Here is a 22,984-nt window from a genome sequence, read left to right as displayed (position 1 = left end):
AATTACTTTACAATGACAGTATCTGTCGTAGTCTCTACACTTGCGTGCTGCAGATCAGCAATACGTATCTGACCAGTGCATATGCCGTCGCTCATCGAAGCGCATCACGGGACAACCACGCTCTGAGCCTGGTATATGGACCGTTTGAAAGGAATCACGAATGTCAGGGCTACATTCACACGACCACGGGCACAGCCACACCGCATGTGATAGCGAATCGGCAGGCTACGCCACAGACAAGGTTCGACTCGAAGCACTCATCACCGACAACGTCCACCGCATCGGTGAGCACGAAGGCCCGTTCTCGATCCACACCGTCGGCATCGGAAAGACCGGGGCGAACATCGTCGAAGCACTGGTGAAGCAGTACTCCGAAGGCGGTGTCGCCACCGCCGGGACCACGAACTTCACCGGCCTGGCGATCGACATCGGAGATACCGAACTGGCCGGAGTTCGAGCCGCGGCCGACACCACCGACGCGCGCGTCACAGTACGCACGGTCGACCTGCCGGCACTCGACAACAGCAACCTGTTCGCCGGCCTTCGCCGGTACCGCGAATTCCTCAAGAACGAGTATCCGCGCTACTACTGGAACCCGAACTACGAGCCCTGGCTGCCGAGCGACCTGGAGGTCCCGGGCGCCGGTGAGCACTTCCCCCGCGCAGTATCCAAGGGCATCTACGGTGTCGAGTACTACACCGGCGGCGAAGTCGCCGACGCGCTCGACGAGTTCGCCGAAGGAGTGCTGAACAGCTCGGAAACCCCGCTGGTGATCGTCGCCTTCTCCATGGTCGGCGGCACCGGAAGCGGCATCGTCGTGGAACTGGCCCGACACCTGTCCAACATCCGCCTCGGTCGCCGCGCCCTGGTGCTCGGCCTCGGCGTACTGCCGGCCGACGCCGACCCGGACGAGCTCAAGGACGGCCGCGCATTCGTGGCCATCAACGAACTGGACTGCATGGTCGATGCCGTCAAAAACAACGGCGTCATGACCGTCTGGGGCGATCTGTACAAGAACCCGTTCACAGCGGGCTTCTTCGCCATCCCCCAGAACGCGGTGATAGCCACCTCCAACAGTCTCGACGAGGCACACCGTAAGATCGACACCGGTGTCGCCGAGTTCGTCCTCCGGGACGGCGGCACGCATCTCTACGAGTCGATCAAAGCTCTGAACTGGATGAACGTTCCCGCCGACGCGTGGCACCCGGCCACCCGCGGTGATCAGACCGACAAATGGATCAACCTGCTGGCAGTCGGTGTCGAGGCCGGCAACCCACTGATCACCGGGGAGCTGCGCTCCGGCGCGACACCGGAATTCGCCGAAATCCGCTCCTTCGGGGCCGACCCCTCAGCAGTCGAGGTCTCGGCCAAGGCACTGACCGAGACACTCGCCCCACAGGTCGGCCCCTCACAGCTCGCCTTCGACGCCACCGGCGATAACGCCGTCGTCGCGTTCGTACCGCGGCTGAGCAAACTCGACCTGGCCTCGTTCGTCCCTTCCCGCGACCGTTACGACCAGCTCGGCTGGGAAGAGAAACTGATGCGGCACGCCTGGCTGCTCGACCTCGGTGTCCTGCTGTGCGAGCCGTCCACGCGTTTCGAAGGCGTCGGCGGCGAGTGCCTGCTCGGGTGCGCGTGCTGGGTCGTGGTGCCCCACGCCGCCATCCGCGGTGAAGTACCCGAGGAAGCGATGGTGGCGTCATGACCTCGTCTTCTGTCCAGGAACTCGACTGGGACCACGTCGTCGAGAAATACCGCGACGGCGCCGCAGTCGAGACACTGCCCGGCGGCGCAGCCATCACGGTCAGCGGCGCCGACGCCGACAAGATCTACGTCAAGCACCGCCTGTGGACCGCCGAGCTCAATCGAGCCAACCTCCAGCGAGGAGTCGCCCTCGTCAACGAGGGCTTGATCTCGCGCAACGCCAATCAGTTCATCGACAAGTACCGGACCCTCGTCGCCGACGAACGTCCCACTGTGGCAGCCACGGTCCTGAAGGACCTCGGATACCTCGACTAGGAAGACACCTCAATGGCACTATCGCTGTACCACAGCGCCACCGGTAAGCAGGCGCCTCACTGCATCAACGTCGTCGGTCTCGGCAAAGCAGGTGCCCAGCTGATCGACGCATTCCTCCGCACGGGCGAGATCGAAGATCTCCTCGAAGACCCCCGCGCTCGGTTCACGGCGTTGGCCGTCGACATCGGTGACGGCGACATGCGCCAGATGCAGCAGTACGCCGCCTCCTTCCGCGAGCGCCTGGAAAGCCGCGGCATTCCCACGGACAGGGCGCAGATCAAGACGTTGAACCTGGAGGTCCCCACCGCCGAGGATCTGATGTCCTCGGTCTCGCGGATCCCCGAATACCTCGGACGGGAGTTCCCCCGTTTCGAGTGGAGCGGCGCCGACTCCTCTCCCACCGTCAACTGGATCGCACCCGACACGGCCATGCCGAACCCGGACAAGCACTACGAAGCTCAGCTCGAGGTGCCCTCGACCGACGAACACGTATCCCGCTCGGTGGCCAAGGCGATCTACAACCGCGCCTACTACGAAGGCGACCGGCCTGCGTATCAGGCACTGCGTGAATTCGCCTCGAGCATCGACGACACAGGGCTGCCGTGCCTGGTCTTCGTGGCCTTCGGCGTCGGTGGTGGCACCGGCAGCGGCATCGTCGTCGACCTCGCCCGCCATCTGACCACCGGGGCACTGGGCCGTCGGGTGCCTGTCATCGGCGTCGGTTTCCTGCCGTGCTCCGGGGATCCGGAGTACCGGCGCGGCGCGTCGGTGTACACCACACTCAACGAGATCGACTGCATGCTCGACGAGTCGAAGAACGACAAGATCACCGCGATCTGGGGTGACATGTACAAGAACCCGTTCACCGGTGGGTTCTTGGCGCTGCCGCAGGAGCAGTCCTGGGAGCGGCTGTTCCGCTACACCACCATCAAAAAGGGTGTGCGGCCCGAAATCCGCCGACAACAGGCACTGCATGTCACCAACAAGTTCGTCGACGACTCGTTCGCCCGCTATGTCGTCCACGACTACGGCCGAGAGATCTTCCGCGTCCTGCGTCCCGCCGGCTTCACCGGCGCCCCGCACGAGACGGTGAGCTTCGGGGCCCGCAACTTCACCATCTTCAACGTAGCCAAGCTCATGCATCCCGGCGTCGAAGTCGTGCCCGGCGAACCGATGAGCAAGTGGCGCAGCGCTATCAGCGACTGGGTGGGCTACCTGCCGAAGTGGATGGGCCTGAAGGACGGCTTCAAGACCGATCACATCGAGGCCCACACGTATTCCGCCCGCGGCAAGTGGAATGGCACACTCCAGAAGCAGCTAGAAGACGTGCTGTCCCAGTACCTGCTACCCGGCGAGGACGGCTATCTCTATACGACCGAGAGCGAGTTCTTCGACGCGCTGACCCTGTACACCAACGTCATCATCCCCGGGGTGGCGAAGACCGACCTGACCGCGTTCGATGAGGCGAAGAAGCTGTACGACACGACCCCGGAGCCCAACCGGGTCGCGTTGAGTTCCTCGCTTCTGGAGCTGGGAATCGTTCTGTCGGAACCGTCCGAGCAGTTCGAGGGAATGATGGGCCAGGCCCTTCCCGGTGCCCCCGGTTGGAACACGCGCATCGCAGCGTTGTCGTTCTACGGTAAGGACGTGCCCCGCACGGCCGTCGACCACACTCGTGAGGTGATGGCTGAGGTCGTTCCCACCGTCGTGCCGACGCCGTGACCTGACCATCAGATCACAGCAATCGTGTAGGAACATGCGTCGAGACGGAGTCGCTGCTGCCACAGCAGTACTCCGTCTCGACGCACCGGGCGCAAGAAACGACGAATCGGTGGCTACGGATTCTCACGCGCACTGGTCGACGATGTTCTCACAATGGATACGGAGGGTACGTGCTACCCACTATTCGATACGGGAATCGGTGGCGCAAGAGTCCGGGGATGCCCTGCGCGCAGAACGCGTAGCGATTCAGGTCATCCAGCACATGGTTTCACGTCCTGCCATTTTTCGGCATCGAGGGAAGGAATACGACCGGCGAGTATCGGCCCTGACCGAGCTGTTCACCGCTTCCTACGACAACTCCGCCACCTGCCATCTGCCCAGCTGGGAACAGCTTGCACAGCATCTCAACTACATGCCAGAGGGTTTGAAGATCGTACATATGGCTGTGGCCGTATGCGGAAAGACAGTCTCTGAAGCGGCCTCCGGAACAGAATTGACCAGTGCCGATATCCCCAATCTCCTGGCCGATCTCGAAGAATATCTGTCTTTCGGCCAGACCACTCCGGAAGGAAGTCACTAGAGCATCGCGTGCACCCACCCGACCCACTCAGCGTCTCGAGATGAACTCCCGCGCAGTCACTCCACTTTGACATTCGATACCGCACACACTTCGTTCGCCACCCGACGCGTCCGCACAAAACTCATCGAGGTGGTTGATGCCGGCATCACCGTCCGAACGTTTCGTACCGCCGATGCGCGGACAGCCGAGCTGGGCACGATCAGCATGCTCAACTCGATTGCCCGGTGGCATCACGAGGGCAACGAAGCGGCACAGGTTGCCGATGATCTCGTCGAGATGGCAGTGCGCATCGTTCAAGGCGACAACCTCGACCATCAACCACCCACAGGGAGGCATGTGCATCTCGCGTGTGCGTTTCGTAGGTTTGTAGCCTACGAGATGCACACTATTTGGAACGCTGGTGTCGTTGGTCGGATTCATATGGAACGGCGCCACCACTGAATCCGCCCCTACCGCACCGATGCCGGATCAGGGTGTTCAGTGCGCCAAGGCTGCAGACTGCCGGGTAGAAGGCCCTCGCCTGGCGGTGCGTGGTCCGCGCGGCCGAGGAGTCGGTGAGATGCCGAGAAGTTCGAGGACAGCTTGCTCGTCGGCCGGGAGCTGACCGTCGCGCCACTTGCGGACCTTGCGGTAGAGCCACTCCCCTACGGGCTCACCCTCGTCGGAGAGGTAGGTGCTCGGAATCTCTCCGGTACCGTGCTTTTCGCGGTAGGCAGCGATCTCGAGCAACATTCGGCGATGCTTGCTGTCGAAACCCGCGGGACGAGGGGCTTTCCAGTCGAATCCGATCGCGTCGAGCTCGGCCTCGCGATCTGCGGGAAGGATACCGAGGGCACGGGCGATGCGGTGCCGGTCCGCCCAGCGTCCGAGGTGAAATCCATCCTCGGCCAAAACATGTGACGCCCTGTCGGTGTTGTTCGCATGCTTGTGGTAGCGACGCACCGCCGGCGACAAGGCGGCGGTGCGTCGAAGTCCTCGACGAGCGTGGGGAGCTGCGCAATCCGGCATTCGCATGGGTTCAGTATGCCCACCGAAACTGCCGCTCACACCCCTTGGCGGCAGGATGAGCGACCTGCCGAGCTTGTCTGCCGTTGACGTAGGCAACTCAACGCCACCGAGCGCCAAACCGCCCGCCCCTACACCCACACCCAGGCGCAGCCCCCAAGTCGACTACAGATCGGCGCTGCCAGCGTGTGGGCACCATCCGCACCCGCGTGGGCCATCGAGACCAGGCTCGCATCAAATAAACCACGCAAAGCCACGTCGACGACCGCGACGCCGACCACTCTTCTTCCCAACGACCGGAATCCCTGGTGCCTGTGCTGATTCACCAACCCCACACCGCTCACCCAGTTCTGTACCCCAATCCCCTAGTGCTTCTTTATCAAAGTCTCTGTCCATCAGGAAAGATCACCGAGCGCGCACACGTGCAGGCGAACAGAACTCGACATCGACCACGATCCGCCCCCGAACTCTCCAGCGAGCAGCCGCGCAACTCGTCGAACGCGTCCCCGTACTGTGCACGATGGTCGGTATTGACGGCGCCCAAGCTTTGAACCACGACAGCATCGCTCGCGGATGGACATGGCCCACGGCGCACGCGATGACCGCAACGTTGCGTCCTCGAACACGATGGCCCGCAGGACATGCTCGGGCTTGCGACGCCCGTCGGCTGAATCCGAGTCGACGAACTTCCTGATCTCGCCGGCGGCGTGGATGCGTGCCACACCGCGATCGCAGGCGATCTTCCGGAAGAAGTCCTGCGCCTGGATGACCAGGGCGCTCTCGTACCGCGAGTCGATCTTCGAGTCGTTGATGTATTGTTCGACGTTCCCGGCGGTGGGCGCGTTCCTTTATCGGCGTGACGTTTCCAGGCTTGCAGTTGGTGACCCGGCGGCTCACGCGGGTGACGGCGTCTTGTTCGTCTCCACCGACGGTCGTGCGCTTGATGACTGCTCCTGCCGTTCGCTGTGCTGTTGTGATGACGCAACTTTCACAACAAACGACGGTGGGTGTCCCAGTTCTGCAGCCGGGCGTACGGGTCAGGCAGTGGGTTGGCGCCGAATGAAATCCGCCATGCCGGGCACGGTGAACGCGATCCGACCGTGCTCGGGCGCCCAGATCAGGCCCTTCTTGATCGCGGATTCGCGGACGTCGCTGACACCGCTGGTGGTCACCCCCATCAGTTCGGCCACCTTGCCCGACCGAGGTGCATCTTCACCGGTGGCGGCGATGGCCGTCAGATAGCGGCGTTCCCTGTCCGTAGCCCGATTCCACCGGGAAGGAAAGAAACCTTCATCGAGGTGGCGCCGCCCGACCTCGACGGCAAGTTCTGCATCTTCTGTCTGAAACGGTGCCTCCGGTGCGAGGTTCCAGATGGCCTTGCCATACTCCTGCAGGAAGTACGGGTAGCCGCCGCTGGCGGTGACGAGCACTTCGAGCGCGTCGTCGGTGAAGTCACCTCCGTGTTGACGAACGGGGATCCTCAGCGCATCGGCGGCGGCGTCTCTGTCGAGGGGACCGACTGTGCTGTAGAGGAACTGACGTTCGGCGTAGGAGCGGTTCTCGGCCAGGATGGCAGGCAGGTTGGGAAGGCCGGCACCGATGAGGAAAAACGGCCATTCGCGTTGGCTGGCCCGGTGTTGGACGGTCAACAGCGCCGAGAGCAGGTCCGCGTCGAGGTCCTGCATTTCGTCGATGAACAGGCCGAAGGCGCTGCCCCGAGGTTTGAGTGCGGCGGTGATCGCTTCGACGAGTTCCTCGATGTCGAGGTCGATGTCGCCGCTCGAAGCCGCGGGTTGAGAGGTGCCGACATTGACGGTGGCCGGCCCGAGGCCGATTTCGACGGAGAATCCGCGGGCCAGCTCGATCAGGGGATCGATGAGCTTCTGGATCTTGTGCTTGCGGCTGTATCGGCGCAAGCCGACAGTCAGTTCCTGGCCCAGTTTGGCGCGCACAGCAGCGGTACCGGCAGCGTTGGGTCGTGCTTCGATGCCGATAGTCAGCCAACCCTCCCGGTCGGCGTGTTCGGCGAGAGTGTTCAACAAGGTCGTCTTACCGACTCCACGCAGGCCGGACAGGACCATGCCCCGGTCGTAGTTGCGTCGTTTGCTTCGCGCGACGAGCAAGTCGAACGCCCCGATCTGTTTGTCCCGACCTTCCAGCGCGGGAGGCCGCAACCCTGACCCGGGCTTGAAGGGGTTCAGTTCCAGATCCATATGGAACAGTATAGAGAGATATGGACTTTTTCCCATACTTTCCCATAAAGTCCCCGATGTCCCCGATTCACGAGCTGACATCAGCTCGGCACGCTCCTGGACGCCCTCCCGGAGGGCGCGGATCGCCTCACGGATCTGCGAGATCTCGCGCAGCAGTGCCTACCGCCGGAGCCATCCGGATCCCGACCGTGCCTGGATATACAGCGCTCAAACTCGTCGCCTGGCTCGACCGGAGCGAGGTCGGCGGCGATGAGAATGCCCCTGATTGCGGACGGAGCCGAAGTTCACCCAGGGCTCCGGCTCGGCTCGGATCCGAATCCACAGTCACGCAGCATTCCAGCACATCGATCGCAGCCCAGATCTGGTTTCGATTCCCCTTCGGCAGCACCTCGAGTACCCCCACCACAACGAGCCGCATCGCCACCGAACACACCCAGTCCACCGGCGATCGCACCCCGTCCAGTAACGATAAGAGCGATGGACGAGACGAGCACTTCACCGCCCGGACTGCGGCGACCGGGCGGATAGACCTGTATGCCACAGACCGCCCCCCGGACGGCAACCCAGACCGTCGAACAAGAGAGAGCGGTCGTACTCGGCAGGGGGGAACGAGCACGACCGCCACCCCAACATATCTATCTTCACTGCCCACCACACGTCAGCCGGAGATCGGTGACGGACCTTCACCGTTCCTTATGCAGACCATCACTCAGGTCCTTCCCGCTACGCCGACGCCGTAGGGCAAAACGAGGGGCCGCAGTGCCCTATACGAGCCCCCTGCTCCCTATCAGGGCACTGCGGCACCTCAGTGTCGCAACCGCCCCCACCGTCATAGAAGACTTGTCATCCGCACGAACGAATCCTCCGACGCAGCCCCTCGCCCCCGAAACAACACACCGATCCGGCAGTAACGTCGCACCCGCAGAACTCGACCCCGCACCGCGCCAGGACACACGGGGCTCGTCATCTACCCGTGCATCGCGTCATCCTTCGCTACCGTGCCGACCATGGGTACGACCCTGCACGCACCCCACCCCTGGCCGCACATCACCGCCGCCCTCCGCGGCCGCGGCCCCGGTCCCCACCGTGTCGCCATCGCCTACCTCGACCACACCGCCCCCGATCTGCTACCTCTGCGCGCCGGGGACCAACTCATCGTCAACGCCGCCCGCCCCGCCGTCCGCGCGCACGCCACCTCCCCCACCGCCCTCGCCCACTTCCTCAACGCCGGAGTGCGCGTGCTGTCGACTCCGAACCTGCACACCGGCCTGATCATCACCGGCAACCGGGTGATCGTCGGTCCGGCCAGCGCCTCGATCAGCTCCACCGTGGCCGACGAAACCGCACTGATCACCGATGACCCCGACGCCATCGGCGCCGCACACACCTTCCTCGACGATCTCGCCGACACCGTCGTGGTCGACGAGGTGTTCCTCGACAGTGCCACCGCGATCTGGCAGATCGGACGAGTGGTGCCCCTGGTAGGGATCGGCAGCCGCACCCGCACCGGTCACGATTTCCTTCCTACCCCCGTGCGCCGGATGTTCCTGCGGCACCTCAGCGACTACACCCCCACCGATGACGACGAAACATTATGGGCCGCAACCTCCTCCAGTGGGAACCGGCCGGACCCGCGCTACCACACCACATGGATACGCCAGAGCACTCCCGGCCCCGACCACCGCACCCGCCTGCAACCCGGCGACGTCATCCTCCGCATCAGCGACGACGACACCCGGCTACATCCGCCGGCCGTCGTCGCCACCGGCCCGCACCGCATCCCCCACGCCCGCTCTGCGGTGGCCTACCGGCTACGCGTTCGCACCGACCTCGACCCCATCTCAATAGCGGACGCCGCGCGAAGCCTCGCCGAGCACGGCCACCCGAACCCTCGCTTGCACAACGATCACCGTGTCATCTCCCCGAGCCTGCGCGCCGCATTGCTGCGGTTGTGGAATCTCTGACATTCCCCTCCGCACCACCCCGGGGGGACGGTGCGCCACACCTGGATGGTTCGGGTGCTGCGCGCGATGCGGCGAAACGCCGCCGTTGTCGTTGCCGCAGAAGCACCCCAGTACGACCGATGATCGAGCGAGATCATGCGCCGGAGCCAGGTCGCTACATCCTCACCGGGACACCGTCGCGGTGCGGGGGAAGCACTGTCTACACCGATCATCCTGAACCAAGCCTCGGCTCGGTAACTGTCCGAATCCCGGAACCCCACCTAACAATCGGGCCGGACAATCACAACGCCCGTCCCCGGCCAACTGAGTATTCGGTGGACCCTGACCACTTCATCGTCCACGGACGGTGCCGTCGGCCGACACGCGTCGCGGTCGAGCAGCACGTGTACCGGTGGCGGAGCGTTCGTCGCCAACACCGACAACTTCGGTGACAAGAACCGCCCTGATCACCGCATCGGCACTCCCGGCGGACTACGTGATGACCGTCCCGATCTCCGTGGTCGCCACGACTCTCGCGATCACGTCGCATTCCCGGACGTGCAACGTATGCGGTCGAGATCGCTGAAATGTGCATCCAGCCGAGGGTCGCCGGATAACGCACCGCGCTTGTGCGCCCGACGGTGAGGAAGTCGGTATGTGCTACTCGGGCGTCCAGCAGATCAGATCACGTGCTCGGCGAACCCCGCGTCACCGATTGCCTGGTCGAGGGCACATCGACAGACATACCGTGTGCGATGCCGCAGCGGACCTACAGACCGACCGCGCGGTGCCGGCGGCCGCACGCGACAGAAGGTCCAAGTGCAGGTGCAGCCACGATCTACCGTGCGCTGTGCTGCGCCGTCGACTTCCCGGTGTGAGAGGTGCTCGACAGGCCTATCGTCGGATGAGCACAGGTTGGCCGACCGGATCGCCGCCGGTGCACAACGGTGAGGTGGTGGATCTGCCATGACCGACGGGATCTCTTCCGCCGAAGAAGGCAAGCTCTCCGGCCGGAATCGGGTGCTCGCCATCCTTCTCGCGATGGCGATGTTCGTGCTTGTCGTCGACACCTCGCTGATGAACGTGTCGATCTCGGCGGTGGTGCGCGACCTCGACACCACCGTCAGCGGTGTGCAGTCCGCCATCGCGCTCGAAGCACTGGTGTCGGCGGCGTTCATCCTGATCGGCAGCAAGGTCGGTGACCTGATCGGCCGCAAACGCGCCTACGTGCTGGGACTGCTCGGCTACGCCACGGGCGCGGCGGCGATGACCCTCGCGCAAGGACTGACCGTGGTGATCCTCCTGTGGGCAGTGGTCGGCGGGATCGGCGCATCACTGCTGCTGCCTGCCATGCAATCACTGGTACACGGCAACTTCCACGGCGCCGCGCAGAAGAAGGTCTACGCCCTCGTCGGCGCGGCCGCCGCGATCGCCGCCGCCGTCGGCCCACTACTCGGCGGCTTCGTCACCACCTACCTGTCGTGGCGAGTCGGGTTCGCCCTGGAAGTAGTGATCATCGCGGTGGTGCTGGCCGGCATCGGACTCGTCCGGGACGTGCCGTACACCGGCCCACGCGGCGTGGACCCGATCGGAGCCGTGCTGTCGGTCGTCGGCATGGGTGGGATCGTGCTGGGAATCCTGGTGTGGCAGGAGGGCGGCGACGCGGTCGCGGCACTGTTGCTCACCGGCGCCGCCGCGCTCACCGCTCTCACGTACTGGCTGATCCGCCGCGCACGGCGCGGCGAACCCGCCCTGCTGGACCCGGACCTGTTCCGGTCGAAGGTGTTCCGGCTCGGTGTCACCGGGCAGATGCTCCAGCAGATCGCGCTGGGCGGCACCATGATCGCCCTGCCCATCTACCTGCAGATGGTGCTCGAGTACAACGCCATGCAGGCCGGTCTCTCACTCGCACCATTGTCGCTGAGCATGTTCACCGTCGCTCTGCTCGCAGGGAACAAGGCGGGTAACCGCCGCCCCGCAGTCATCATCCGGTGGGGGTTCGTGCTCGTCACCGTCGGCGTCGCCGTGCTCCTCCCGCTGGTACCCCGCGCGGACTTCGGATGGGCGCTGCTGGCACCGCTCGTCGTCGCCGGCGCCGGACTGGGGCTGCTCGTTTCGCAACTGAACAACTACACCCTCGCCCCGATATCGGAAGAGCGGGTCAGCGAGGCTGCGGGCACCAATTCCGCGGCCGGGTCGTTCGGACTGTCGTTCGGACTGGCCTTCGCCGGGGCCGTCATGCTGGCCACCTTGTCACTCACGTTCACCGCCATGACGCAGTCGAGCACCGTCCTGCCACCCGAGGACCAGCAACACATCGCACAGGTCCTCGAGGAGGACGCCGAAGTCATGAGCAATACCCAACTCGAGGCACTGCTCACCGATCAGCCACCCGAGATCCGCGACGAGATCATCCGCATCAACACAGACGCCCGGCCTATCGCGCTGCAGGCCGCGCTGCTCGTGCCCATCCTCGCCGGACTGCTCGGCCTGCTCAACTCCTTCCGGATGATGCGTCAACCCGACGCTCCACCCGCGGCGCCGGGAGCCGCGGCCGGACTGCTCTGACACCGCTTCCGAACTGCACCCGGCGCTGGCGTGGAAGGAAACTCGTGCGCGAGGCGTGGACATGCGACACCGAGTCACGCTCCCGAACCGCGGCTCGTGTCCGGGCAGAGCAACGTCTGAATACGGTGCGTTGCCACGATCGATACGTTGTGCAACAAGATCTTCAGCATTCCGGTGTCGAGTCACAGTCACGAGCGGCGACAGGTACATCGCACGCGACAGATTGCGGTGGGGCCGGGATGATCCCGTCGGCGACGCTCACCACCGCGACCCCGAGATAGACACGAAGGTCAGTGCCCCGCGTCACGACATCCGCCACCGGCGGACAGGTGGATGGACCGGGCAAGGCAGGGCCCGCGACGCAGCCAGCAGCAGGCGAGACCATCGTGTGGTCCGGTACCCCTCAATCATGCTCAGGCCCCCGGGCCGTCGCTGAATCGGAGAGGCAAATTTATCGAATATGTTGCGGTGTCCGACTGAGCAGGCGCACAATTCGGCAACAGAGGGCGATAAGCGCCCGGTGTGGGAAGTTGACCGTGTCGATGACATCGATGCTGGGGGACCGATCGAGCGGCGGACCTTGTGCGACGCCCCTCGCAGGATAGTGATCACAGCGGAGTCGGCAGAGTTGTTACACCGATTCGGGCACGAACAAGTCGATTCACCGCCATCGGGCCCGGACCAACAGCGCTGATCCGCGCCCCGAGACCGGTGACGGGGCGATCGAACACGGTCACACCGTCTTCCTCGATTTCGGCGACCAGAGAACGCAGAACACGAGATGAGCACTGTGCGCGCCACACCCGACAACGAGATCGCCGCTCGGCTTGCCGCCGAGTTCGAGGGCCACATCCCGAAGTATCGGATCGAAGCGGTGATTGCAGGCTGCTTTGCGGACCTGCGAGGAATTCCGGCGCCGGATCTGCCTGAGCTGGGCGAACGCCTCGCCCGGCAGCGACTGCTCGACCTGATCGTGCGTGGACAGGACATGGCCATCCGGGCCCGAGAGGCTCAACTCGCCGCCCAGCACGCCACCGACCAGTACATCCGGCAGGTGACCGGCGGATCCGCCGACGATCAGATCGCCGACGCGAAGGCGCTGCACGAGTCCGGGGCGATCACCGCAGCCGAATTCGAGCAGCTCGAGGCCCGCGCCCTGGAACAGAAGACCCTGAGGCGCGGCGAGATACCGAGCCGATGATGACCACCGGGCCGTCGTTCTCCGTGAGATTGTGGCGGCGCGCACCCTGGCACCGGAGCCCACTGTTGCGCCGTCGCGACCGGCTCGAGTCGGCGGTAGCTCTCGGGGTGATCATCTTCGTGGTGATGATGGTGCCTTTGGCGGCCACAGTCGGCACTGTCACCTACGGCACGCTGGTCGAGCAGGCCCGGCAGGACATCCGCACCCACCGCCAGGTCGAAGCAACCGTCCTGGACACCGCCCCCGTCGATGCCGTAGCGCCGGAGCCCGACCAGTTGCTCCCGCCTGCCGTTGACCAGATCGAACTCCGGTGGGTGCGGTGGAATGTGGACGGGCATACCCAGATCGGTCGGTTGAGCCGTCCTGTCGATGCGCAGCCCGGCGCGACGATCAACCTGTGGGTGGACCGCAGCGGCGTTCCGGTCGATGCTCCCCACAGCGGGAGAGACAGCGCAACTACGGCCGTGCTCACGGCGCTGACCGTGTGGGCAGCCGCGTTGGTCGGCGGGGTCGGGTTCTGGTACTGCACGCATCGGTACAACGAGTATCACCGGTTGCAGGAATGGGAACGTGAATGGAGGCGGGCGCACCGTACCCCCGGGTGGCCCGTCGGGTAACCGACCGACGGTGATACCGCCAACGACCGAGGTGTACACCGCATCGGGGTCTGCCCCAGCCGCCACCGAGTCGACGGATCGGTGATGCGTACCGCGGGATCACTTCGTCTGCTCTCGTTCGAGCGCGAGACCGCGGTCGCAGTACACACCGGTCGCAGTACACACCGCCTGACGTCCCTCGCCGCAGGTTGGTTACATCAGCCCAGCGGAGGGTGATCACCGCGTCAAGATCGCATCGATTTCGGCGGACAGGTGCGAGTCGATCCATCTCATAAATCCCCGTGGATCGGACACGTCGTAAACAGGCGCATCGGCATAGAGACAGTCGTCCGGGCTGTCGACCGACCTCAACTGCGCCGACGATGTGGTCCTGCCGTCCTGGTGACAGATCTGCTGTCCCAGAAACTCGCCGCTGTCGATGTCGTAGAACACGCACTCGCGCCGGCCGTCACTTCGGCCGGCGTAGACCTGGCCGCCGGTTGCCCGCACCGCCTCCCGAACTGCCGCCTCGGCTACGTCGACACGATCGAGCCACTGCAGATAACGTTCGACGAACACCACGAACTCCGCGACAACTGCACTGGCGGGTACCGCATCAACCGACATCGACGGGGCCGAATCTGGCAACGCGTGAAAGAACCCGGACACAGAAAGATCAACGGCAACACCTATTGGCGCACTCCTATCCCGCGGACGAGGATGATCAATGTCCGAATACCGGTCGTCTCCGTCCGGTCGTAGTCGTCGGCTCACGACGGGTACATCGTCACGTTCATCCCGGGCGTAACACCCCTCATGTGACGTCGTCTTCATCGGATCTGTCAGCACGAGCACACAAGATCGGCTCCTCCTCACCGGACGAGACTGAGGCCGCGCACTGTGCCGCACCGCGACAAGCGAGCCACGCATCCGCCCTTGTTCGGCCTCATCCACATGGGCAAGGTATGTTGCGTCGAAGAGTTTTCGACCGCAGGAGCGGTCCAACTTATGGGCAGGTAGTCCGACGTCGAGCGTCTACCCCTGTACACCCGGCAGCGGGGAACCCACCGTGAACTTCGCACCGAACGGATCGGTGACCTCCGCGGTCCGCCCGTACGGCATATCCGTCGGATCGTCCGCGCTACCCCCACCGGCCCGGACCGCGGCGACCACCGCGTCGGTATCGACGACCTGGAAGAGCGTGCCCCAGGAGGACGCCGCAGCGGACGGGTCACCCACGATGCCGCCGATCTCGTGCCCATCCGGTCTGCGCAGAAAGGTGAAGTCCACGCCGGGCAGGTCGTCGTTCCCGTCCAGGGTGAAGTCGAACACCGCCGCGTAGAACTCCCGCGCCGGACCGGGCGCCGGAGTCACCAAGTCGTTGCGTAACAACGTGTTCGGCTCGTTCACGAGCTCGCAGCCGACGCGTGCCCGGCCCTGCCACAGGCCGAACTGCGCACCGGACGGATCCCGCACCATCGCCATCCGACCCTGGTCGGCGATGTCCGTGGGCTCCATCAGCAGCGTGCCGCCTGCGTCCACGGACCGAGCGACCGTCGCATCGACATCGTCAGTCGCCAGGTAGACGTTCCACCAGAACTCCGTCGCGTTCTCGTCCAGATTCGGCATCAGCGCGGCGACCTTTTTGCCGCCGAGCAGACACATCGTGTACCTGCCGTACTCCTCCGGACCGATGTCGAACTCCCAACCCAAGACCGACCCGTAGAAAGCCATCGCCCGGTCGAGATCCGGGATGCCCAGGTCGATCCAGGTGGGGGTGCCGAGAGGTTGATTCGTGGTGACCGCGCTCATCGCTGCTCCTCCGCCGGGTGGATACACTCGACGCTAGCCCGCGGCACCGACATTCGACGGCAGAGCCAGAGATTTATTGTCGCGCTTCGCGAACCGTCGGTACCGCCCGTTCGGTCCGCATTTCACCACAAGCACACCACTGGATGGCGCACTGCGCCCATGACCACCGGACCACGGTCGAGGCATGACCGTCCGAGCCCGATCCCACGGGATCGAAGCGGCGCCGCCCGGCCGAGGCTACGGCTCGCTACGGCTTGAGAACCACCTTGATGCAGCCGTCTTCCTTCTTCTGGAACTTCTCGTACATCGCCGGCGCCTCATCCAGCGGCGCGGTGTGCGTCTTGAGATCGAGCACGCCCAGCGGATCCGAGGGATCGTCGACCAGCGGCAGCAAATCCTCGGTCCACCGCCGCACATTGCACTGACCCATACGCAGCTGCAGCTGCTTGTCGAACATCGTCATCATCGGCAGCGGATCCTTCATGCCGCCGTAGACCCCGCTGATCGAGATCGTCCCGCCGCGCCGCACGGCGTCGATCGCGGTATACAGCGCATCGAGCCGATCCACCCCGGCCAGCTCCATCGCCTTACGCCCCAGCGGGGACGGCAGCGCACCCACCACCTGGTGGGTCGCCCACGCGATGGGGGAACTGTGGGCTTCCATCCCGACCGCATCGATCACAGCATTCGGGCCACGGCCGCCGGTGAGATCCTTCAACTGCTCGGCCACCTCGCCCGTGGAGTCCACGGTATGGATGCCATGGCGTTCGGCCATCGTCCGACGCTCGGGAACCGGGTCCACCGCGAACACGGGCGTTCCCCCGGAGATATGGACACCAGTTCCTATGCGGCAGCGGCCAGCGTAGCCGATCGCTTCTCGAATTCGATCGGACAGCTCTGACCGAGAGCGGAATGTCTTCTTCTCGTGTTGTAGCGCGTGACCCAGCGGAACACGTCGACACGCGCTTCACCTGCACTGTTCCAACGCTTCCGACCCTGCAGCGTCTCCCGTTTCAACGTCGCGTTGAACGACTCCGCCGCGGCATTGTCCGCCGACGTTCCGACCGCACCTCGCGAGCGGGTCACCCCCAATTCACGACACACGTCGGCGAAGTCGGTCGAGGCGTATTGGCTCCCGTTGTCGCTGTGAAAAATTGCGCCGTCCAACCCACCGGCACCGCGCACCGACGCGGCCGCCCGCAGCGCATCGGTGACCAGCTCGGTGCGCATATGATCGGCGATCGACCACCCCGCCAAACGCTTGGAGTGTAGATCCAATACCGTTGCCAGATAAAGGAATTTGCCGTCACCTACCGGGAGGTACGTAATGTCCCCGACGTAGCGGGTGTTCGGTGTGCTCGCGGTGAAGTCCCGCTGAATCAAATCCGGGACCGCAGCCGCGTCCGGGTCGGGCACAGTGGTGCGCACCGGTTTGCGCAGGTGGACCCCAACGATCCCGTGCTCGCGCATCACCCGCTCGACCCGCTTGCGATTGACTTCGAGCCCGGCATCGCGCAGCTCGGCGGTCACCCGTGGGGACCCGTAGGTGCTGTCGGAGTCGGCGTGGATAACGCGAATCTGCTCGGCCAACTCCTGATCGGCGCGGGCGCGTTCGGCCCGGGCCGACGCTGCGGCCCGCCACCGGTAGAACCCGGAGCGGGACACCTCGAGGATCTGGCACAGCCACTTCACCGGGAAGGTGTTGCGGTGGTCGTCGACGAATTGGAAGCGGCTCACCAGTTCGTCTCGCCCGCGAAATATTTCGCGGCCCTGCGCAGGATCTCCCGTTCGGTCTCGAGCTTGCGGATCTGGGCTCTGAGCTGCTTGTTCTCTTCTTCCAACACGGACTCGGACGATACCTCGCGCTCCGACCTCAACGTCCGGGGCGCACGTGTGGCCTCGGATGTACCGGTTCGTTTACGTTCGGCGCGTACCCAGTTACGCAGGGTTTCTCGGCTGATCCCCAGGTCCTTGCCGATGCCCTCGTAGGTGTGGTTCGGGTCGGACAGGTACAGCGCGACGGCATCGGCCTTGAACTCTGCCGAGTATGCCTTCATCGCCATCAGTGACATCTCTTCCTCTGGATCCTCACGATCCAGTGTTCATGATGTCCTCACTTCAGGGGGAACCCCCCACCTCGTAGCCCAGATGGCGGCCGATCCGGGCAGACATCTGCCCGACCGGTCCCAGGCCCAGCACCGCCAGCGATCCACCCTGCGGCGGCGCGGCGTACTGCACCGCCTGCCAGGCGGTCGGCAGCACATCCGAAAGGTACAGGTAGCGTTCGTCCTCCCCGATCTGCGGGACCTTGATCGGCCCGTAGTCCGCGTGCGGCACACGCAGGTACTCGGCCTGCCCGCCGGGCACCGAGCCGTACAGGCGGGAGTACCCGAGGAACTGGGCATTGTTGTTGTACTCGCGCACCTGGGTGATCTCGCACTGGGACTGCAGACCCTGGGCGCACATCAAACAGTGGCCGCAGGACACGTTGAAGGGGATCACCACCCGGTCCCCCGCCTTGATGTGGGTGACGGCCGAACCCACCTCCTCCACGATGCCCATCGGCTCGTGGCCGATGATGTCGCCCTTGTCCATGAAGGGAGTGAGCACTTCGTACAGGTGCAGATCCGAACCGCAGATGGCGCTCGAGGTGATCCGCACGATCGCATCCGTAGGCTCCTGGATCTGCGGATCCGGGACATTCTCCACGCTCACCGCGCGTTTTCCCTGCCATGTCAGAGCCTTCATGGTCCTCCTTCACAGGGCTGCCGCCCCACAAGAACGGCAGCGTGTTGATCTGAATGAGTTCCCACGACGCTACGAGCCGAAACGGACGTCGACCGGTTGTCGCCGTCTCGCGCAGAGACGTCCGCAGCACCTACTGGTGACGATCGGTCCGGTCGTCGACCGGGTCTGGCCCGCCCCCTGCCGGGGACATCGGCCTCGACCTCGCCGAGCTAGTCGATACCTGGATCACCTTGCGAGTGACCGCCGACGAGCGTCCCGGCGCGTACCACGGCCGACTACGCGTAGCCCCCGGGGGAGAGATGCTGCGTGTGGTCGGAGAGGCAAACGCAGTCGACAGGTTCGCTGGTACACCCGCGGGCTTATCAGCCGGGAAACAACACAGCGTCGCGCGTCAAGGCGGGCCGGATGCCTGTCAGCAGTTACAGGTCGAATCTCCTCATACAGGACGGCCGCACAACCCTGGAGCGCGGGATGGCCCTCGATCACCAGAACGTGAGGATCGTCGAGATGGGCGATGCCGATTGGCGATTTCGGTCGGCGGCGTCTGAGGTGGGCGCACCTTGTAGCGGCGCTCCGCGCTTGCACTTACATGCCTCGGTTGGCGTGTGTCGCGACCGTTCACCGTCGTTGTCCTGGTCAAGTGGCGGTATTTCACGTTGATCGCGGGCGCGGCTGACACGACCGAAGACAGCAACAAAGGTCACCGATACGACGAACCACGTGACAATCAGCCAGAAAACCCGGTTCACATACCGGACACCCGATCCCTGCGGCCCATTTATTACCGACGAGTAGGTAATTCACCGTGAGATCACCCGCTCGCATGCAACCCTCTATCTCGCGACCGATTCGAGCCGTGACCCGATGAGCTGCTCTTGCCGGGCCACCCCCCGGCGCTCCCACCCTTCGCCTCTGCAGGAACGAGTGCGGCCGGCTACATGCACGGTTCGTCACCCTCCGCAGTGGTATCCGAGGCCGGGGCGATCCATCTCCGCCCGGAAAGCCTTGAACGAGCGGATCCCTCCGATGATGAACAGCATCGACGCGCCACCGTTCACATCGCGAGCGGACCCCTGCGCGTGACTTCGCTGCGGATAGCGGTCTCGGTGATCGAATTGCCCGGCCGCCGGGACACACAGGACCTCAGGGGGATTCGACCGCGTCGACCGGTCGGCGCTGCGTGCGGTGGTGATGATATGCCGCCAAGTCCGATCCCCATGCTCGCTCGGCGAGTCGGTGCAGGCCATAGACAGGATACAACCGGTCACGTCAGTATCAACTGACATGTTTATCCCTCAATCTTCGGGGAAGTCGAGATCATGAGCGCCCCTCAGGACCCGGCCCGGTCCGACAGACAGACCGGGACTCACCTGACCCGAACCCGCACCCACTGCGATCGATGCGCTGATCTGACCGGCGTCGACGGCGCAGCCGTGGCAATCTTCGCCAGTGACACCACCCGAGACCTGGTCTACGCCACCGATACCATCGCTGAGCAGGTCGACGAACTCCAATTCACCCTGCGCGAAGGCCCCTGCCTGACCGCCTACCGCACATCCGTCCCCGAGATACACCCCGACCTCGCAGACCCCACCGCCACCCGCTGGCCGATGTTCACCCCCGAGGTACTCGACCTGGGCGTCCGCGCCCTCTTCGCCTTCCCCCTCGCGGTGGGCAATGCCACCAATATCGGCGTCCTCGAGCTCTACCGGACCAGACCCGGCCCCCTCGAAACCGAGCACTACCGCATCGCCACCGGCTACGCCGCCGCCCTCGGCCCCACCCTCGTCGATGAACTCGACCCCGCACGCACCTCTTCCCCCATGATGGATCCCGCACTGTTCCCCCGCGGCAACGTCCACATCGCCGCAGGAATGCTCGCCGTCCAACTCTAGATCTCTGCCGCCGATGCCCTCGCCCGATTACAAGCAATGGCATATACCCAACGCCGCAGGATCACCCACATTGCCCACGACATCATCACCCACCACCTCACACTCGACCCCGACACCGACAATTCATAGACAACACCGATAGGCCAACGCACCGGACCGCATGCAGATGCCACAGCTGGGATCGTCGAGACCAACGGCATTGCACCTGGCGACTACGACGGACACTGCTCAACGGGCGACCGATCTCCGTGTAGGGCTATCGGCATCTCCGACCAGCGACCGCGACGGTGCAGACGCCTGCTGCCGCCGTTTCGCGTGCAGCCGCCAAGACCTTCGCGCAATGGCCGAGGAGAACGTCGATGCTTTCCGGTGATGTGCCGGCGGCACGGAAAGTGATCGGCGCACTCCTGCCAGCCCGACGGTATCGCGGTGTCAGCTCTATTTGGCGCGAGTGCATACCTCACAGAACACCCCACGGAGGCGCTCACCGGGACCGCACAAGCACATACCGTCGAAGTTCCTTCGGCCATGTGCCGGGCGAGGCGGGCGTCGCAAATGGTGGCCTTCATATACGAACTGCTGATGTAGACGGTTTTTTGGTCTGAGATCAGCAATGTGAGGGCGGATAGGCATCGACGCGCGGGACTGTAAGAACAACGGTGTAACTCTGAAAGGAGATGCACCACCATGACCGATGTGATTGATCGTGAGGACGAATCGAACTCGGCACCTGTGGGTGTCAGCGATGCCCGGCTGCAGGAACTGGTGGATCAGGCGCGGGCCGAAGGCCTCCAGCTCACCGGCGAGGGCGGGTTGTTGGCGAAGTTGACCAAGCTGGTGGTGGAGTCCGCCCTCGAGGGCGAGATGGACGACCACCTCGGCTACGGCAAGAATGACCCGGCCGGCAGGGGCAGCGGCAACTCCCGCAACGGCAGACGCGCCAAGACCGTGCTGACCGAGGCCGGCCCGGTCGAGCTCGACGTACCCCGGGACCGGGAGTCCTCGTTCGAGCCGAAGATCGTGGCCAAGCGGCAGCGGCGGCTGACCGGGGTGCAGGACATGGTGATCTCGCTGTCGGCCAAGGGACTGACCACCGGTGAGATCTCTGCGCACCTGGCCGAGGTCTACGGCGCCGAGGTGTCCAAGCAGACGATCTCGACGATCACCGAACGGGTGATGGACGGCATGGCCGAGTGGCAGAACCGGCCGCTGGACCCGGTGTATCCGGTGCTGTTCATCGACTGCATCCACGTCAAGATCCGCGACGGCAACGTGGCCAACCGGCCGATCTACGTCGTGATGGGGGTGACTGTGGACGGCACCCGCGACATCCTCGGATTATGGGCCGGCGAGCACGGCGACGGGGAGGGGGCGAAGTATTGGCTTCGGGTGTTGTCGGAGCTGAAGAATCGTGGTGTGCAGGATGTGCTGATCGTCGTGTGCGACGGTCTGAAGCATCTGCCCGACTCGATCGGGCAGGTGTGGCCGCAGACCATCGTGCAAACCTGCGTGGTCCACCTCCTCTGCAATACCTACGCCTACGCCTCCCGCAAGGACTGGGCCGAGATCGCCAAGGACCTCAAACCGGTGTACACCGCGCCGTCGGAGCAGGCCGCGCTGGACCGGTTCGCCGAGTTCAGCGACAAATGGGAGAAACGCTATCCCGCGATCATCCGGCTCTGGACCAACACCTGGGCCGAGTTCGTGCCGTTCCTGCAGTTCGACAACGCCATCAGACAGGTCATCTACACGACCAACGCCATCGAGAGTGTCAACGCCCGAATCCGCAGGGCCGTTAAGGCCCGCGGTCATTTCCCGACCGAGGCCGCGGCCCTGAAATGCGTGTACCTGGCCATCATGAGCCTCGATCCCAAAGGCACCGCCCGCCAACGCTGGTCCAACCGCTGGAAGGCAGCACTGAACGCCTTCGAGATCACCTTCGACGGACGCCTGTCCGCTGGACGAAAGTAGCTACAGTTCAACCAGTTACACCGTTAACTTGACGGACCCCGACGCGCTGTGCCCGAGAACTGGCTGTCGGCGGTCAAACCGGGGTGCCGGTGATCGTCGTAGCCAAAGCAGCGCGGACTTCGTCGACGGTGCTGATCTCGGCCAGTAGCGCGAGCGAGTCGATGCTGGCTTGATGCGCTGCGAGAGTGGCCGCAGAGCATGCATCCTCGACGATCACCACTCGGTATCCGAGATCGCCTGCGACCCTAGCTGTTCCCTCGACGGAGGCGTTCGTGGCCACACCGACGAAGAGGAGGGTGGTGATGCCTTTGCTGCGTAGGATGGTGTCGAGGTCGGTACGGGCGAAGGCTCCGATGCGCTGGTGAGTGAGCACGATGTCCTCATCATGCGGCGTCAGGGGTTCGATGATCTCGGCGAGTTCGCTGCCTTCCTTGAGGCAACCGGATTGGGCGACCATGCCGAGTAGGGGCGAGTTGGCGTCGAGATCGGACAAGTCCGGCTTCCATGCGACCCGGGTGTAGACGATCGTGGTGTGGGTGGTACGGGCGGCGGTGATGAGAGTGGCGATGCGGTCGATGACCTTGCGCTCGGTCACCTGCTGGTAGAAGAAGTCGGCGAAGGCGCCGGTAGGTTCGACGACGTCGCCTTGACAGTGGACAGCCACGAGCGCAGTGGTACGCGGGTCGAGTTCCATCAGTATCTCCTGGGCAG

17 protein-coding genes and 2 pseudogenes are annotated in these 22,984 nt (G+C 64.4%); 11 read left to right on the top strand and 8 right to left on the bottom strand.

All coding sequences use genetic code 11. The features are described 5' to 3' along the window. Positions 1-160 precede the first annotated feature (160 nt). The 5 genes from OCS65_RS29515 (at position 161) to OCS65_RS29495 (ending at position 4,762) form a co-directional block, all read left to right on the top strand. The gene (locus OCS65_RS29515; RefSeq protein WP_094979952.1) at positions 161-1,705 is read left to right on the top strand and encodes an FtsZ/tubulin family protein; all 1,545 of its coding nucleotides are present in this window, start codon (positions 161-163) and stop codon (positions 1,703-1,705) included. Continuing rightward, a complete protein-coding gene (locus tag OCS65_RS29510; protein WP_094979951.1) occupies positions 1,702-2,019 on the top strand; it encodes a hypothetical protein in 318 nt (105 codons plus the stop codon). Before OCS65_RS29515 ends, OCS65_RS29510 begins: the two co-directional genes overlap by 4 nt. A 12-nt stretch (positions 2,020-2,031) precedes the next feature. Continuing rightward, positions 2,032-3,741 carry a tubulin-like doman-containing protein gene (locus OCS65_RS29505; RefSeq protein WP_263510566.1) on the top strand — a complete coding sequence of 570 codons (1,710 nt, stop codon included), beginning with the start codon at positions 2,032-2,034 and terminating at the stop codon, positions 3,739-3,741. Between the two features lie 199 nt (positions 3,742-3,940). Then, entirely contained in the window at positions 3,941-4,321 is a 381-nt protein-coding gene (locus OCS65_RS29500) for a hypothetical protein (protein WP_263510565.1), read from the top strand. A 66-nt stretch (positions 4,322-4,387) separates the two neighbouring features. Beyond that, positions 4,388-4,762: a TetR-type transcription factor C-terminal domain-containing protein gene (locus OCS65_RS29495; RefSeq protein WP_263510564.1), complete on the top strand. Its 375-nt coding sequence runs from the start codon at positions 4,388-4,390 to the stop codon at positions 4,760-4,762. Between the two features lie 36 nt (positions 4,763-4,798). Here the strand turns inward: OCS65_RS29495 and OCS65_RS29490 are convergent, their stop codons facing one another. Together OCS65_RS29490 and OCS65_RS29480 are read right to left on the bottom strand one after the other, a co-directional pair. Continuing rightward, on the bottom strand, positions 4,799-5,335 hold the full coding sequence (locus OCS65_RS29490; RefSeq protein WP_263510563.1) for a helicase associated domain-containing protein: 537 nt from the start codon (positions 5,333-5,335) through the stop codon (positions 4,799-4,801). A gap of 1,028 nt (positions 5,336-6,363) precedes the next feature. Beyond that, a complete protein-coding gene (locus tag OCS65_RS29480; protein ID WP_229583118.1) occupies positions 6,364-7,539 on the bottom strand; it encodes an ATP-binding protein in 1,176 nt (391 codons plus the stop codon). Between the two features lie 1,007 nt (positions 7,540-8,546). Between OCS65_RS29480 and OCS65_RS29475 the strand changes: the two genes are divergently transcribed. The 4 genes from OCS65_RS29475 to OCS65_RS29460 all read left to right on the top strand — a co-directional run bounded on the left by OCS65_RS29475 (position 8,547) and on the right by OCS65_RS29460 (position 13,868). Beyond that, entirely contained in the window at positions 8,547-9,503 is a 957-nt protein-coding gene (locus OCS65_RS29475) for a phosphatidylserine/phosphatidylglycerophosphate/cardiolipin synthase family protein (RefSeq protein ID WP_263510562.1), read from the top strand. Positions 9,504-10,448: 945 nt separating this feature from the next. Continuing rightward, the gene (locus OCS65_RS29470; protein WP_229583122.1) at positions 10,449-12,050 is read left to right on the top strand and encodes an MFS transporter; all 1,602 of its coding nucleotides are present in this window, start codon (positions 10,449-10,451) and stop codon (positions 12,048-12,050) included. 781 nt (positions 12,051-12,831) lie between these two features. Further along, on the top strand, positions 12,832-13,251 hold the full coding sequence (locus OCS65_RS29465) for a hypothetical protein (protein WP_229583124.1): 420 nt from the start codon (positions 12,832-12,834) through the stop codon (positions 13,249-13,251). Further along, on the top strand, positions 13,248-13,868 hold the full coding sequence (locus OCS65_RS29460) for an Rv1733c family protein (RefSeq protein WP_229583126.1): 621 nt from the start codon (positions 13,248-13,250) through the stop codon (positions 13,866-13,868). Before OCS65_RS29465 ends, OCS65_RS29460 begins: the two co-directional genes overlap by 4 nt. A gap of 216 nt (positions 13,869-14,084) precedes the next feature. Here OCS65_RS29460 and OCS65_RS29455 read toward each other — a convergent pair whose 3' ends face one another. From OCS65_RS29455 to OCS65_RS29435, 5 genes and pseudogenes are all read right to left on the bottom strand, one after another. After that, the gene (locus OCS65_RS29455) at positions 14,085-14,426 is read right to left on the bottom strand and encodes a hypothetical protein (protein WP_139000147.1); all 342 of its coding nucleotides are present in this window, start codon (positions 14,424-14,426) and stop codon (positions 14,085-14,087) included. Between the two features lie 456 nt (positions 14,427-14,882). After that, positions 14,883-15,659, bottom strand: a complete 777-nt coding sequence (locus OCS65_RS29450; protein WP_263510560.1) for a VOC family protein — start codon at positions 15,657-15,659, stop codon at positions 14,883-14,885. Between the two features lie 247 nt (positions 15,660-15,906). Continuing rightward, a pseudogene (locus OCS65_RS29445) lies at positions 15,907-16,473 on the bottom strand (zinc-binding dehydrogenase); the annotation flags it as partial. A 29-nt stretch (positions 16,474-16,502) separates the two neighbouring features. Beyond that, positions 16,503-17,722, bottom strand: a protein-coding gene (locus OCS65_RS29440) for an IS3 family transposase (protein WP_263510492.1) whose coding sequence is annotated in 2 segments (ribosomal slippage) — positions 16,503-17,413 and positions 17,413-17,722 — 1,221 coding nt in all. Because the reading frame shifts where the segments join, the coding sequence is not laid out codon by codon here. 70 nt (positions 17,723-17,792) lie between these two features. After that, positions 17,793-18,407 (bottom strand): annotated as a pseudogene (locus OCS65_RS29435) (alcohol dehydrogenase catalytic domain-containing protein); the annotation flags it as partial. Positions 18,408-19,726: 1,319 nt separating this feature from the next. Between OCS65_RS29435 and OCS65_RS29430 the strand changes: the two are divergent. Next, positions 19,727-20,302 carry a GAF domain-containing protein gene (locus tag OCS65_RS29430; protein WP_106201864.1) on the top strand — a complete coding sequence of 192 codons (576 nt, stop codon included), beginning with the start codon at positions 19,727-19,729 and terminating at the stop codon, positions 20,300-20,302. A gap of 687 nt (positions 20,303-20,989) precedes the next feature. Then, positions 20,990-22,273 carry an IS256 family transposase gene (locus OCS65_RS29425; protein WP_263510559.1) on the top strand — a complete coding sequence of 428 codons (1,284 nt, stop codon included), beginning with the start codon at positions 20,990-20,992 and terminating at the stop codon, positions 22,271-22,273. Between the two features lie 73 nt (positions 22,274-22,346). On the opposite strand, the gene OCS65_RS29420 is transcribed toward OCS65_RS29425, so the two are convergent. Beyond that, positions 22,347-22,967 carry a cysteine hydrolase family protein gene (locus OCS65_RS29420; protein ID WP_094979946.1) on the bottom strand — a complete coding sequence of 207 codons (621 nt, stop codon included), beginning with the start codon at positions 22,965-22,967 and terminating at the stop codon, positions 22,347-22,349. Between the last annotated feature and the right edge of the window lie 17 nt (positions 22,968-22,984).

This window comes from Rhodococcus aetherivorans, assembly GCF_025722975.1.
GTDB classification, from domain to species: Bacteria; Actinomycetota; Actinomycetes; order Mycobacteriales; family Mycobacteriaceae; genus Rhodococcus; species Rhodococcus aetherivorans.
The sequence above is the reverse complement of the archived record's forward strand: the minus strand, read 5'-3'. Positions and strand labels throughout refer to the sequence as shown.